This window comes from Methylobacterium iners (assembly GCF_022179305.1).
Lineage (GTDB): Bacteria > Pseudomonadota > Alphaproteobacteria > Rhizobiales > Beijerinckiaceae > Methylobacterium > Methylobacterium iners.
In genome coordinates this window covers 1-13,834 of the sequence record NZ_BPQP01000080.1, presented here as the reverse complement: position 1 = coordinate 13,834, position 13,834 = coordinate 1, and the positions used below count along the sequence as shown (strand labels likewise).

General features: G+C 71.5%; 12 protein-coding genes. 5 read left to right on the top strand and 7 right to left on the bottom strand.

What is annotated here, in order from left to right; genetic code table 11:
• Positions 1 to 269: 269 nt before the first annotated feature.
• Positions 270 to 1,928: a methyl-accepting chemotaxis protein gene (locus MFF55_RS21935; protein WP_238246241.1), complete on the bottom strand. Its 1,659-nt coding sequence runs from the start codon at positions 1,926 to 1,928 to the stop codon at positions 270 to 272.
• A 174-nt stretch (positions 1,929 to 2,102) separates the two neighbouring features.
• The gene (locus tag MFF55_RS21930) at positions 2,103 to 2,873 is read right to left on the bottom strand and encodes an SDR family NAD(P)-dependent oxidoreductase (protein ID WP_238246240.1); all 771 of its coding nucleotides are present in this window, start codon (positions 2,871 to 2,873) and stop codon (positions 2,103 to 2,105) included.
• 175 nt (positions 2,874 to 3,048) lie between these two features.
• On the opposite strand from MFF55_RS21930, the gene MFF55_RS21925 reads away from it, so the two are divergent.
• A complete protein-coding gene (locus MFF55_RS21925) occupies positions 3,049 to 3,672 on the top strand; it encodes a TetR/AcrR family transcriptional regulator (protein WP_238246266.1) in 624 nt (207 codons plus the stop codon).
• A gap of 7 nt (positions 3,673 to 3,679) precedes the next feature.
• On the opposite strand, the gene pyrF is transcribed toward MFF55_RS21925, so the two are convergent.
• Complete coding sequence (gene pyrF, locus MFF55_RS21920; protein WP_238246239.1) at positions 3,680 to 4,375, bottom strand: orotidine-5'-phosphate decarboxylase; 696 nt, start codon at positions 4,373 to 4,375, stop codon at positions 3,680 to 3,682.
• Positions 4,376 to 4,424: 49 nt separating this feature from the next.
• A complete protein-coding gene (locus MFF55_RS21915; protein ID WP_238246238.1) occupies positions 4,425 to 5,054 on the bottom strand; it encodes a uracil-DNA glycosylase family protein in 630 nt (209 codons plus the stop codon).
• A 218-nt stretch (positions 5,055 to 5,272) separates the two neighbouring features.
• Here MFF55_RS21915 and MFF55_RS21910 point away from each other — a divergent pair, with 218 nt between their 5' ends.
• On the top strand, positions 5,273 to 6,517 hold the full coding sequence (locus MFF55_RS21910; RefSeq protein ID WP_238246237.1) for a BtaA family protein: 1,245 nt from the start codon (positions 5,273 to 5,275) through the stop codon (positions 6,515 to 6,517).
• A 26-nt stretch (positions 6,518 to 6,543) separates the two neighbouring features.
• A complete protein-coding gene (locus MFF55_RS21905) occupies positions 6,544 to 7,161 on the top strand; it encodes a class I SAM-dependent methyltransferase (RefSeq protein ID WP_373874853.1) in 618 nt (205 codons plus the stop codon).
• A gap of 68 nt (positions 7,162 to 7,229) precedes the next feature.
• On the opposite strand, the gene MFF55_RS21900 is transcribed toward MFF55_RS21905, so the two are convergent.
• Both MFF55_RS21900 and MFF55_RS21895 read right to left on the bottom strand, forming a co-directional pair.
• Complete coding sequence (locus MFF55_RS21900) at positions 7,230 to 9,434, bottom strand: xanthine dehydrogenase family protein molybdopterin-binding subunit (RefSeq protein WP_238246235.1); 2,205 nt, start codon at positions 9,432 to 9,434, stop codon at positions 7,230 to 7,232.
• Positions 9,435 to 9,476: 42 nt separating this feature from the next.
• Positions 9,477 to 9,932, bottom strand: coding sequence for a (2Fe-2S)-binding protein (locus tag MFF55_RS21895; RefSeq protein WP_238246234.1), 456 nt, complete (start codon positions 9,930 to 9,932; stop codon positions 9,477 to 9,479).
• A gap of 264 nt (positions 9,933 to 10,196) precedes the next feature.
• Between MFF55_RS21895 and MFF55_RS21890 the strand changes: the two genes are divergently transcribed.
• Positions 10,197 to 11,738, top strand: coding sequence for a sensor histidine kinase (locus tag MFF55_RS21890; RefSeq protein WP_238246233.1), 1,542 nt, complete (start codon positions 10,197 to 10,199; stop codon positions 11,736 to 11,738).
• A 15-nt stretch (positions 11,739 to 11,753) separates the two neighbouring features.
• On the opposite strand, the gene cobT is transcribed toward MFF55_RS21890, so the two are convergent.
• Positions 11,754 to 12,776, bottom strand: coding sequence for a nicotinate-nucleotide--dimethylbenzimidazole phosphoribosyltransferase (cobT, locus tag MFF55_RS21885; protein WP_238246232.1), 1,023 nt, complete (start codon positions 12,774 to 12,776; stop codon positions 11,754 to 11,756).
• Between the two features lie 92 nt (positions 12,777 to 12,868).
• Between cobT and cobS the strand changes: the two genes are divergently transcribed.
• The gene (cobS, locus tag MFF55_RS21880) at positions 12,869 to 13,693 is read left to right on the top strand and encodes an adenosylcobinamide-GDP ribazoletransferase (RefSeq protein WP_238246231.1); all 825 of its coding nucleotides are present in this window, start codon (positions 12,869 to 12,871) and stop codon (positions 13,691 to 13,693) included.
• Positions 13,694 to 13,834 lie beyond the last annotated feature (141 nt).

Here is a 13,834-nt window from a genome sequence, read left to right as displayed (position 1 = left end):
GGCCTGTCCGCACAGCGTCGCGCGTCGGACGCGACGGCCTGTTCCGTCTTCGAAGAGGCGGATCTGGCGGCGAGTGGCCGGCTCGGAACGAAGGGTCGAGCGGCCGCAGGGGCACTCCACACACCCTCAACGCGGATCGGCCTCGGGCGGGATGCCTCAGGATGTAGCATGGTTACGGTCGGAAAGGCGACAGCAGCGCGCAAGACGCCCATCGCCGTCCCCAAGCGGAGCACGTCCGCATCCGCGACGATGCCATCGCGGAGCAAGACCTAGAACCGGTAGGCGGTCCGGCAGGCGCCCCAATGGCGGTCGAGGATGCGGATCGGAGCATCGACCTCGCGCACGATGTAGGTCTCGCTGCCGACCTCGCGCCGGTAGGATTGCACGGTGGCCGGGCGGGTCGCGCGCGCGGCGGTGATCCCGGTGCGATCGTCGAAGATGCGCTGGTGGCGCGAATGGGCGTTGTTCCAGACGGGATCGTCGGGGCGCTGGGGCTGCGCGTAGCGCAGGTTGTGCATCGGCAGGAATCCGTTCCGATCGGTGACGATGCAGAACAGCATCCGCCCGTCCTGCGCCAGTTCGGGTTCCAGCACCGGCGAGAGCAGCCCGGCGAGGAGGTCGACCGACCGCGTCCGGTACTGCGCCGGGTTCGAGCCCGGGATGAGGATGTAGTCCGCATCGAACAGGCTGACCTCGGTCAACCGTCCGGCCGCGAGCTCCGCCTCCATCAGGGTCTGCACGCGGGCCGCGACCGACTGCGCCCTCGCGATCAGCGGCGCGTGCTCCGCCTGGACCTGCGCGAGGGTCGCCATCAGGCGTTCGCGCGTCTCGGGCTCCGTCGGGCGGAAGGCGCAATGCAGGCCCATCGGGCGGGTGTTCACGACGACCACCGGCACGGTGCCGATGCCCGGCATTTCGAGGTTCAGGCTCGCCCCGACGGCGATCGGCTCGCCCTCTGGCGATGCCAGGAGCAGCCCGCCCTCGCTCAGGTCGATCGTGCGCGTGCCCCGCCCCTCGCCCCATTGAACCGGCAGGTCGATGGGCAGGCGGTCGAAGCGACGGCGGTCGCCGATCTCGCTCTGGCGCATCACGGCGACGAAGCGGCGGCCGAGGCCCGAGGCCTGCTCGGCCGCCTGCGCGGCGGTCACCTGGAGGGCCTGGGTCTGCGCGTCGAGCTGGTGGCTTGCGGCGGTGACGGCCACTGCATCGCTCGTCACGGTCGAGACGAGGCTCGACGTCCGCACCGCCTCGTCGACGAGCCCGGCGACCGTGCCGGCCTGCGCCTCGGCGATGTCCCGGACCGTCCCGAAGGCGGGCCGGACGGAGTCGATCGCGCCAGCGACCGCCTCGATCGCCGCGCCGGAGGAGAGCGCTCCGTCCCGCAGACGCATGACGCGGGAGCGAACGTCCTCGGCGGCGCGCGCCGTCTGGACCGACAGCGCCTTCACCTCGCTCGCGACCACGGCGAAGCCCCGTCCCGCCTCGCCTGCGCGGGCGGCCTCGATGGTCGCGTTGAGGGCAAGCAGGTTGGTCTGGCTCGCCACGGCCGTGATCGAATCGACGATCCCCGCGATTTCGTTCCCGGCCTGGGCCAGGGCGGCGATCAGCGCTCGAGCCTCGGCGCCGAGATCGGTGGCGCGATCGAGGTGGCCGCCGGCCTCACTCATCGCGGCGGAGATCCGGGCGGACCCCGACGAGAGCTGGCTCGTCTGCTCGGCCAGGGCCGCGCTGGCCGCGGCCGCATCCTGGGCAGCCCGGGTCAGCTCGCCGATCTGGCCGCGCATGCCTGCCAGACCCGCCTGCATGTCGCCGGCATCGGCGCGCGCGGCGGCGATCGAGCCGCCCACCCCCTCGATGGCCGTGCGGACGTCGGTCTCGATCGTGTCGAGCACCTCGCTCGGCGCTATCGTGTCCGGCGGTGCAACCACGGGCGAGGGGTCCGGCTGCTGTGGGCCGGCCGGAGCGTCGGGGATTCGATTGCGCCGGAGGAAAAGCATGGCCGAAGACTACGGCCGAGCATTCTAAGATTGGGTTAAGCCTTCGTATCTGCAGTATTGCCCTGTAATCAGCACGTGAAAGGAACGAAAGTGCGCTCCTAGGTTTCAGGCCCCGCCCCACTGCATCGTCAAGCCGCCATCGACCACCCAGGTCTGGCCGGTGACGTAGTCCGCGTCGTCGGAGGCGAGGAACAGGGCGACCTTGGCGATCTCGTCGGGTTGACCGGCCCGGTGCCAGGGGATCTTCTCCAGCGATGGCTCGATCTTTCCCGGCTCGTCGAAGCGCGCTTGCGTCATCGGAGTCTGAATCAGCCCGGGCGCGACGTTGTTGACGTTGATCTTGTCCTTCGCGAGCTCCCGCGCCAGGCTGCGCGTCAGCGAGCCGATGCCGGCCTTCGACATGCCGTAGGGAGCGCTGCCGGGCGTCGGCAGGTGCTGGGCGACGGAGGAGATCGTCACGATCCGGCCTCTCCCGCCCTCGGCCCGCCGCAGCTTGATGAAGGCGCGGCAGCAGAACAGTGGGCCCATCAGGTTCACCCGCAGGATCTGCTCCAGCTTGGAATCCTCCATCTCGGCGACCTCCATGTCGCTCATGCCCTGGCCGGCGTTGTTGACGAGGATGTCGAGCACGCCGAGTTCCTCGGCCACCCGCGCGAAGGTCGCGGCGACGGAGGCGGGGTCGCCGACGTCGTTCTGGATGACCAGGGCCTTGCGCCCCGCCCCTTCGATCAGGCGGGCGGTCTCGGCCGCGCCGGCCTCGTCGCTGTGGTAGGTGATCGCGACATCCGCGCCCTCGGCAGCGAAAAGTTCGGCGATAGCGCGCCCGATGCCCGAATCCGCGCCGGTGACGAGGGCTTTTCGGCCTTGAAGCTTCATGATCTCGGGACCCGTCATGGTCGTGGGTGAGCCCGGCCGAGGCCGGTGCCGATCCTTCAGGAAGCGCGCGCGTGCCGCCTGGTTCCGTCGCCGCCGGCCGGGCCAATCCTGTCGCCGAGCCGGGATGTTGCAGAATTTTGACGCTGGGGGCCGCGCAACGTAGTTTTCCTGAATGATGAACGACGCGCTCGCGGACTCACTCCCGACGGAGGAACCGGCACCGACCACCCGATGCCGCATCCTGGCGACGGCGGAGCGCTTCTTCCGTGAGATCGGCTACCAGAAGACCACCGTGTCGGACATCGCCAAGGCGCTCAGGATGAGCCCGGCCAACGTCTATCGATTCTTCGATTCCAAGAAGGCGATCAACGAGGCGGTGGTCGAGCGCATCACCCGCGACATCGAAATCCTGATCGCCGGCATCGCCGAGGCCCCGGGGCTCAGCGCCTCCGACCGCGTCGGCGAGATCGTGCGGGCCCTTCACCACGACTGCGTCGAGCGCTGCCGCCAGAATCCGCGCATGCACGAGATCGTGGAGGCGGCCATGACGGAGAGCTGGGAGGCCTGCCAGCACCATGTCGCCCGGATCAGCGCGGTCCTCGTGCGCGTCGTGGGCGAGGGCGTGCGCAGCGGCGAGTTCGGCGTCGCCGACCCCGAGGTCGCGGCCCTCTGCGTTCAGGCGGCGATCCTCCGCTACTGCCACCCGGGGCTGGTGAGCCAATACCCCAACATGCCGGGTCCGCCGATCGAGGCCATGATCGCGTTCCTGCTCCGGGCCCTTCGCGCACCGGAGGCCTGACCTGAGGTCAGGCCAGCTCCGCCACGATCGCCCGCGCCACCGCGCGCGGATCGGCGGAGCCGGTGATCGGACGTCCGACCACGACGTGGTCGATGCCGGCGGCGCGGGCCTCGCCCGGCGTCATCACCCGCTTCTGGTCGCTGGTCCCGCTGCCGGCCGGACGGATGCCCGGCGTCACGATCAGCCGCTCGGCGCCGACGATCCCTCGCACGGACGTCGCCTCCGCCGCGCTGCAGACGACGCCGTCGATGCCCGCCTCCGCCGCCTGGGCGGCCCGGCGCGCCACGAGATCGGCAACGCTCAAGGCGTAGCCGGCCTCGCGGGCGTCGGCCTCGTCGTAGGAGGTCAGCACCGTCACGGCGAGAAGCCTCGGGCCGTCGCGGCCCCGGCCCCGGACCGCCGCCCGCATCGTCTGCGGATAGGCGTGCACGGTGAGGAAGGTGGCGCCGAGATCCGTGATCGCCCGCACGCCCTCCTCCACGGTGTTGCCGATGTCGTGGAGCTTCAGGTCGAGGAAGACCTTGAGACCCGCCCGCGCCAGGCGCGGCACGAGTTCGAGACCGCCGGCATAGGCGAGGCGATAGCCGACCTTGTAGAAGGTCGCCGCGTCGCCGATCCGCTCGACCAGGGCTTCCGCCTCGGCGACGCTTGCCACGTCGAGGGCGACGATGAGGCGGTCGCGCGGGTCGTCGATCTCGGTCATCGGGCCCTCCGAAGGTGAGCCGGACGGAAATACCGCGGCGGCGGCGCTGTCAACGCGGGGCCATCACCCGGGCGACCTCCGCCTTGAGCACCGGCAGCAACTCCGCCTCGAACCAGGGATTGGCCTTGAGCCAGCCGTTGTTGCGCCAGGAGGGATGCGGCAGGGGCAGCACCCGCGGGCGCCGGGCTTCGGAAAGGATCTCGCGCCACCGCGCCACCGTGCCGGTGAGCCCGCCCTCCCCGCGCCCGAGGTGCCAGCCCTGCGCGTACTGGCCGATGACCAGGATCAGGTCGAGATCGGGCAGCCCGGAAAACACCTCCGCGCGCCAGCGCTCCGCGCATTCGCGCCGCGGCGGCTTGTCCCCGCCCTTGGCGTCGAGGCCGGGAAAGCAGGCGCCCATGGGCACGATCGCGACCCGGGACGCGTCGTAGAAGTCCGGCCCGTCGAGCCCGAGCCAGGCGCGCAGGCGAATGCCGGACGGGTCCATGAAGGGGATGCCGCTGCGATGCGCCCGCGTCCCCGGCGCCTGGCTCGCGATGCAGAGCCGCGCGCCGGCGCTGCCCTGGATGATCGGACGCGGTTCCTGCGGCAGGGGCGCTCCGTAGAGCGGCGCGTCGCGGCAGAGGCGGCAGGCGCGCAGCGCCCGCGCCGTCGCGTCGAAGGGGGTCGCGGGTGGCATGCTCCGTCGGAAATGGGGTCTGCGCGCGGGGACCGCGAGGCGCGTCCGTGAGCGGCATTCTGCCCCGCGAAGGGACGCGGACAGCGCCAAACCTCTTTCCTCGACCGCCAGGAGAGGAGACTCCTTGCGCGCGGGTGGCCGGCCGTCACCGGAGCTTCATGCGGATCGCGTAACGGCGCGGGTCGAACCTTCCTTGATCAGCCGGCGAAGACCCTGGAATGACGCGCGCAGCACGGGCGATCCGCCGCGAGACGAGTCTCGGCCTCATCGATGCCGTCCACCGCAGCCGGCCGCTCTCGCGCGCCGGGCTGCTCGAACGCCTGTTCACGGCCGCCTTCAGCGGGCTGGTCTACCCGCAGATCTGGGAAGACCCGGTGGTCGACATGGAGGCCCTGCGGCTCGGGCCCGACGACCACGTCGTGGCGATCGCCTCGGGAAGCTGCAACGTGCTCTCCTACCTGACCGCGAACCCGGCCAGGATCAGCGCCGTCGACCTCAACGGCGCCCATATCGCGCTCGGGCGGCTGAAGCTCGCCGCCCTGCGGCTGCTGCCCGACCAGGAGGCCTATTTCCGCTTCTTCGGCGGAAGCGACAGCGCCGCCAATGTCCAGGCCTATGACCGCCTCGTCGGGCCGGGCCTCGACCCCGTCACGCGGGCCTATTGGGAGGCGCGCCGCTACAACGGCCGTCGCCGGATCGAGGCCTTCGCCGAGAATTTCTATCGGCACGGCCTGCTCGGGCGCTTCATCGGCGCCGGGCACTGGCTCGCCCGCCGCTACGGCCACGACCTCGGCGCCATCCTCAAGGCCCGTTCGCTGGCCGAGCAGCGGGCGCTGTTCGAGACGAACCTCGCGCCCCTGTTCGACAAGCCCTTCGTGCGCTGGCTGATCCGGCAGCCGGCCTCCCTCTACGGCCTCGGCATCCCCCCGGCGCAGTATCGCGCGCTCGCCGGCGACGGGCCCGGCGGCATGGCGGCGGTGCTGCGCCATCGGCTGGAGCGCCTCGCCTGCGGCTTCGAGATCAAGTCGAACTACTTCGCCTGGCAGGCCTTCGGGCGCCGCTACGAGCCCGCGCCGGACGCGTCCCTCCCGCCCTATCTCCAGCCCAGGAACTTCGCGGCGATCCGCGCGCGGGCCGACCGCGTGAGCTACCGCCAGCAATCCATGACCGCCTTCCTCAAGGACAGCCCCGAGGGCAGCGTCGACGCCTTCGTCCTCCTCGACGCGCAGGACTGGATGAACGACGCGGACCTCACCGCCCTCTGGACCCAGATCACCCGCACCGCCCGGCCCGGTGCCCGCGTGATCTTCCGGACCGCCGCGAACGAGCGCCGCCTGCCCGGCCGCGTGCCCCCGTCGCTCCTCGACGCCTGGATCTACGCCGCCGAGGAGAGCCGCGCGCTGGGCGAGCGCGACCGCTCCTCGATCTACGGCGCCTTCCACCTCTACCGGCGCGCCCCGTGAGCGAGGCGGCGCGGGCGATGGACCGGATGTACCGGCACCAGCGCCACATCTACGACGCCAGCCGCAAGTTCTACCTGCTCGGGCGCGACGCCCTGATCGCCGACCTCGCGCTTCCTGCCGGCGGCAGCGTGCTCGAGATCGGCTGCGGCACCGGCCGCAACCTCGTTCGCATCGCGAAGACCTATCCGGAGGCCGCTTGCTACGGCCTCGACGTCTCCGCGGCGATGCTGGAGACGGCTGCAGCCTCCGTCACCCGTGCCAGCCTCTGCGATCGCATCCGGCTTGCCCAGGCCGATGCGACGGGCTTCGACGCGGAGACTCTGTTCGGCCGCGCCGCCTTCGACCGCATCGTGATCTCCTACGCCCTGTCGATGATCCCTCCCTGGCAGGCGGTGCTGCGCGAGGCGGCTGAGCACCTCGCGCCCGGCGGCGCGCTCCACGTCTTGGATTTCGGGGACCAGGCGGGCCTTCCGGCGCCGTTCCGCGCCGTGCTCAACCGCTGGCTGGCGGCGTTCTCGGTGATGCCGCGCCCCGCCTTGCCCGCCGTGATGGGGGAGATCGCCGCGAGCCTCCGCTTCCACACGCAGGCCAGGCAGCGTTTTGCCGGCTATGCGATACATGGCGTGATCGAGCGCGTCGCCTGACGGCATCGACCGCGCTCAGTCCCGCACAATCTTCCGAGCACGCCATCCGTCCCGGAGGGCCAGCGGCGCTACACCCCCCGCAGCCCGCTGAGGTCGAGCGGCAGCGAGCGGAGGCGCTGGCCCGTCGCAGCGAAGATCGCGTTCGAGACGGCCGGCGCGAGCACCGGGACGCCGGGCTCGCCGATGCCGGTCGGCGCGGTGGTGGAGGGCATGATGTGGACCTCGACGACGGGCATCTCGCTCATGCGGGTCGGCTCGTAGGTGTCGAAGTTGCGCTCCTGCACGACGCCGCCCTTCAGCGTGATGCGGTTGCGCAGCACCGAGGACAGGGCGAATCCGACGGCCCCCTCGACCTGGGCGCGGATCACGTCCGGATTGACTGCGATGCCGACATCGACGGCCGCGACGATCCGGTTCACCTTCACCTTGGCCTCTTCCGCGCTGACGTCGGCCACCATGGCCACGTAGGAGCCGAAGGATTCATGCGCCGACACGCCGAGGCCGCGGCCCTTGCCGAAGCCGTCCTTGGCCGCCCCCCAGCCCGCCTTCTCCGCGGCGAGCTTGAGAACGCCGGAGAGCCGCGGCGCCCCGCCGAGCAGCCCGAGCCGGAAGGCGACGGGATCGGCGCCAGCCGCGTGCGCCAGCTCGTCGATGAAGACCTCCATCGCATGGGCGGTATGGGTGTGGCCGACCGAGCGCCACCACAGCACGGGCACGCCCTCGCGCCCGTTATGGACCTCGAAGTGATAGGCGGGCAGCGCGTAGGGCGTGTCCGAGGCGCCCTCGACGGTGGTCGAGTCGATGCCGTTCTTGACCATCATCGCCTCGAAGGGCGACCCGATCAGGATCGACTTGCCCACCATCGTGTGGGTCCAGCCGGTGATGGCGCCCTTCGCGTCGAGGCCGGCCTTGAGCTTGTGATAGACGGTCGGGCGGTAATAGCCGCCGGCCATGTCGTCCTCGCGGGTCCAGACGAGGTGGACCGGGGCCTTGCCGCCCGTCGCCCGCATGATGCTCGCGGCCTCCGCGAGGTAATCCGCGCCCGGAGTCGCGCGCCGTCCGAAGGAGCCGCCGGCCCATTGCGTGTGCAGGCGGACCTTGTCCGTCGTGACGCCGAGATGAGCGGCGATCACGGCCTGCTCGACGGTCTGGAGCTGACAGCCGGCGAAGACGTCGTAGCTGCCGTCGGCCGCCCGCTCGATCGTGGCGTTGAGCGGCTCCATCGAGGCGTGGGCGAGGTAGGGGAAGCTGAACTCGGCCTCGAGCACCTTGGCCGCGCCCTTGATCGCACCCGCGGCGTCGCCCTTGGTCGAGGCGACGAGACCGGGGCGCTTGGCCGTCTCGCGGTACTCGGCGAGGATGGCATCGGAGGAGCGCGTCTCCGCGCCGGCATCGTCCCAGGCGACGACGAGCGCCTCGCGGCCCTTCATCGCCGACCACGTGTCCTTGGCGATCACCGCGACGCCGGTCGGGATGGTGACCACGTCGAGGACGCCCGGCACGGCGCGGGCGGCCTTGTCGTCGACGCGTCCGACGGTGCCGCCGAAGCGCGGCGAATGGGCGACCACCGCCATCACCTGGCCCGGGCGGCGGATGTCGAGGGAGTAGATCGCGGTGCCGTCGGTCTTCGCGGCGGAATCGACGCGCGCCACCTTGGTGCCGATGAGGCGCCACTGGCTCGGATCCTTGAGCTTGGGCTCGGCGGGCACGGGCAGGGCGGCGGCGGCCTCGGCGAGCTCGCCGAACCGGGCCTGCCGGTTCGAGGCGGCATGACGGACCACCCCCGCCTCGACGGTGATCTCCGAGGCCGGCACCTTCCAGCGATCGGCGGCGGCCGAGACCAGCATGGCGCGGGCGGCCGCGCCCGTCTTGCGGAGCTGGAACCAGGAATTGGCGATCGCCGTCGAGCCGCCGGTGCCCTGGATCGGACCCATCAGCGCGTTGGCGTAGAGGTTGGCGTCGGCCGGCGCGAAGGCGGTGCGCACGCGCGACCAATCCGCGTCGAGCTCGTCGGCCAGGATGGTGGCGAGGCCCGTCGTGTTGCCCTGGCCCATGTCGAGATGCTTGATGATCACCGTGACGGTGTCGTCGGACGCGATCCGCACGAAGGCATTGGGCTTGGCCGGGACGCCCGAGAGGTCGGGCAGCGGCGCGGCGCGGAGGGACTTGCCCGACCCGACGCTGAACCCGATCACGATCGCGGCGGCGGTTCCGCCGAGGAAGGCGCGGCGGGAGGGCGCCGGCGCGGCGGGCAGGTCGTGAAGCTTCAGCATGGCGGGCTCCCGCTGGGCGCGTGGAAGGATCTTGGGGCGACGTCAGGCGAGGGAGCGCGCGGCCTCGTGGATCGCCGCACGGATGCGCTGGTAGGTGCCGCAGCGGCAGACATTGCCGTCCATCGCGCCGTTTATGTCGGCATCGGTGGGCTTCGGCGTCGTCGAGAGCAGGCCGATCGCGGACATGATCTGCCCGGACTGGCAATAACCGCACTGGACGACGTCGAGACCGCGCCAGGCGGTCTGCACCGCCTCGGCGACCCGGCCCGACACGCCCTCGATCGTCGTCACCTTGGCCTCGCCGACATCGCCGATCCGGGTCTGGCAGGAGCGGACGGCCTGGCCGTCGAGATGTACCGTGCAGGCGCCGCATTGCGCGATGCCGCAGCCGTACTTGGTGCCGGTCTTGTCGAGGTGATCGCGCAGCACCCAGAGGAGCGGCGTGTCCGGATCGGCCTCGACCTCATGGGCGACGCCGTTGACGGTCAGTTTCAGCATCGGGGCCTCCCACCGTGACGTTCGTCGAATCCGCTAGATTGTAGCGACGCTAGACTGCGGCGTGCCCGCAACATGTGCGCGAGCGCACGTGGATACGATGTGCAGGCCGTGCCCCGCCCGCGGCGAAGCGCGCGGGAGATCGCGAAAATCCAGCCGATTCCGGCAGGCCCTTCTTAACACATCCGGCGCAGTCTGATCCCGTCGCGTCGCGGCCCGTCCGCGGCCGTTCGGCAAGGCGTTCCTCGCGCATTTCGCAAGACGGTGATGTCCGATCTGACGGCGGAGATGGTTCAACGCGGGCGTGGGCCATCCTCGGAGGAGGTGGCGCGGCGTCGCGAGGTCGCGCGCGGCGTGCGCTCGGTGCGCGAGAAACTGACCTCGACGAGCGGCCTGGAACGCGCCTTCGACTACGAACTGATTCGGATCTACGCCGAGTACCGCTCCGGTTCCGGCCTGCCCCAGGCCCTGCTCGGCCTGGCGGTCGCCGGCGCCTCGGCCTTCTGGGTGTCGCCCGTCATCGCCGCGACCTGGGCGCTGTGCCTCGTTGCCGCGGCGTTGCTCTCCATGGCCCTGTCGCGGCGCTTCCTGAACCAGGACGCCGACGCCGTCCCCGTGCGCGCCTGGCGACGCCTGTTCATGGCCGCCGAGGTCCTGCAGAGCAGCTCCTGGGCCATGATGATCCTGATCGGCGCGCCGAGCGCCCGGACCTTCGTCCTGTTCGGCCTCGTCATCGTGGCGGCCGTCGCGACGATGATGGCCGCGACCCTGCCCGGCGCGGCGATGGCCGCGATGATTCCCCTCACCCTCGCCGCCGGGTCGCTCCTCGTCTTCTCGCATGACATGGACACCGTGATCCTCGTCACGATGGTCATCGGCTCGCAGGTCTTCTTCATGGGGCTCGCCCGCCGGGTCTACGCCTCGACCCTCGGTGCGCTGCAGTCGCAGGCCGAGAAGGACGCGATCTTCGGCGAACTCGAACAGGCCAAGATCAATTCCGACGAGGCCCGCCGCCGGGCCGAGGAGGCCAACCTCGCCAAGTCTCGCTTCCTCGCGACCATGAGCCACGAGCTGCGCACCCCGCTGAACGCCATCCTCGGCTTCTCCGAGGTGATGAAGAACGAGGTCTTTGGCCCGCACGCGGCCCCGTCCTATGGCGAATACGCCACCGACATCCACGACAGCGGGATGCACCTCCTCAACCTGATCAACGAGATCCTCGATTTGTCCCGAATCGAGGCCGGGCGCTACGAGCTCAGCGAGGAGGCGGTCCACCTCGCCCACGCCGTCGACGAGTGCCGCCACATGGTCGCGCTCCGGGCACGCAGCAAGGGCCACAGCTTCCACGAGCTCGTCGACGACAGCCTGCCCCGCCTCTGGGCGGACGAGCGGGCGCTCCGGCAGATCGTGCTCAACCTGCTCTCGAACGCGGTCAAGTTCACGCCCCCGGGCGGCGAGATCACCATCAAGGTCGGCTGGACGAGCTCGGGCGGGCAGTACGTCGCCGTCAAGGACAGCGGGCCGGGCATCCCGGAGGACGAGCTCGGCACCGTGATGTCCTCGTTCGGCCGCGGCTCGCTCGCCATCAAGACCGCCGAGCAGGGCTCGGGCCTCGGCCTGCCGATCGTGAAGGGGCTCGTCGACCTCCACGGCGGCCATTTCGAGCTGCGCTCCAAGCCCCGCGAGGGCACGGAGGTCATCGTCACCTTCCCGGCGAGCCGTGTCATGGACACGCTGCCGGCGATGGACCTCGAGCCCGAGACACCCCTGATCACCGACAGGCGAGGCGCGACGGCCCGGGCGGCGTGAGGCCGGAGCCGCTCCTCAGGCAGCCGACGGCCCAGACACTCCCGCCTGCGCGAAGGTCGCCATGTCCCGGTGGCAGGCGAGCGCGCCCTTGAGGAGGCCGATGGCGAGCGCGGCGCCGGAGGCCTCGCCGAGCCTGAGGCCCAGCGCCAGGAGCGGCACGAGGCCGAGGCGTTCGAGCACCTCGGCATGGGCGCCCTCGGCCGAGACGTGGCCGGCCAGGCAATGGTCGAGGGCGGAAGGGTCGAGGGCGTGCAGCACGGCCGCCGCGGCGGTCGCGACGTAGCCGTCGAGGACGACGGGGATGCGCTGGAGTCGGGCGGCCAGGATCGCGCCCGCCATCGCCGCGACCTCGCGCCCGCCGAGCCGCGCCAGGATCTCCAGCGGATCGTCGAGATGTCCGGCGTGATGGGCGAGCGCCGCCTCGACCGCCGCGACCTTGCGGCCGATGCCGGCCTCGTCCAGGCCGGTGCCGCGCCCGACCCATTGCGCGGCCTCGCTGCCGTAGAGGGCGGCGTAGATCGCCGCCGCGATGGTGGTGTTGCCGATGCCCATCTCGCCGACGCCGAGGCAGTCGGTGCCCGCGGCCACCGCCTCCATGCCGAAGGCCATGGTCGCCACGCAATCCTTCTCCGAGAAGGCGGGGCCGGTGCAGATGTCGCCGGTCGGCAGGTCGATGGCGAGGTCGAAGACCTTGAAGCCGAGGCCGTAGGCGGCGCAGATCTGGTTGATCGCCGCGCCGCCGGCCGCGAAATTGTCGAGCATCTGGCGGTTCACTTCCGGGGGGTAGGCCGAGACGCCCCGCGCCGCGACGCCATGGCTGCCGGCGAAGACGCAGACGAGCGGCCGGTCGAGGCCGGGCTGCCCCTTGCCCTGCCAGGCGGCCAGCCACTCGACGAGGTGCTCCAGCCGTCCGAGCGCGCCGGCGGGCTTCGTCAGGGTCGCGTCGCGCGCCCGCACCATCGCGGCCGCCTCGCGGTCCGGTCCCGGCATGGTCGCAAGCAGGCCGCGGATATCCGCGAAGGGGCTCTCGTCGGTCATCGCGGCTCGTGCTCGTTGGAGGGGCGCTCCGGATGGCGGCCGGCGCTGGGGAGCTATAACGGTCCGGGACCGACGGGTGAAGGCGAAGCGCGATGCGACACGGTTTCGAGGATGCGGGCGAGCCGGCCTTTCCGGGCGCCGGGCTCGCCTACGATCTCGCCGCCTGCCTGCGCTTCTACTCCCGCCTGCCCGTGCCGCGCCTGCCCGGGGAGGCAGATCCGCACCGGGTGCCGGATTTCCGCCGGGCGCCGCGGATGCTGCCGCTCGCCGGGCTGATCCTCGCCCTGCCCGCAGGCCTGGTGCTCATCGGCGCCTGGAGCCTGGGCCTCGGCCCGTTCCTCGCCGCGACGCTGGCCGTGGCGGCCGGGATCCTCGCGACGGGCGCGCTGCACGAGGATGGCCTCGCCGACGTCGCCGACGGCTTCTGGGGCGGCGCGACCCGCGAGCGCCGCCTCGAGATCATGCGCGACAGCCGCATCGGCAGCTATGGCGGCGTCGCCCTCGTCCTGATCCTGGCCCTGCGCATCGGCGCCCTCGCGACGCTGCTCGACCGGATCGGCGCGGGTGCCGCCCTCGCCCTGGTGCTGGCCGCGATCCTCTCGCGCCTGGCGGGGCTGGCGCCGCTCGTCCTGCTCGCGCCGGCGCGCCCGGACGGTGCCGCCGCGGCGGTCGGCGCGCCGGAGCCCGGCACGATCGCCGTCGCGGGCACGGTGAGCCTGACCCTCGCCCTTCTCGCCTGGGCGATGGGACTGCCCGCTCCCGGCGTCGTGCTGATGCTCGTCCTCGCCGCGGTCACCGCCCTCGCCCTCACGGCGCTGGGCCGCGCGAAGATCGGCGGCCATACCGGCGATCTCGTCGGCGCCTGCCAGCAATGCGCGGAGGCCGCCGCGCTCCTTGGCCTGGTCGCACTCGTCTGACGCCGCGATCACGTGGTCTCCGCTTGATCGGTTCGGTTGCGCGCCCTTTCCCGGACGCCTGGAGCGTCAGTGGAAGGCGATCGGGGACCCAGCGCAGGAACCGGCCGCGCCAGCGGCTCATGATGATCGGCGCCAGACTTC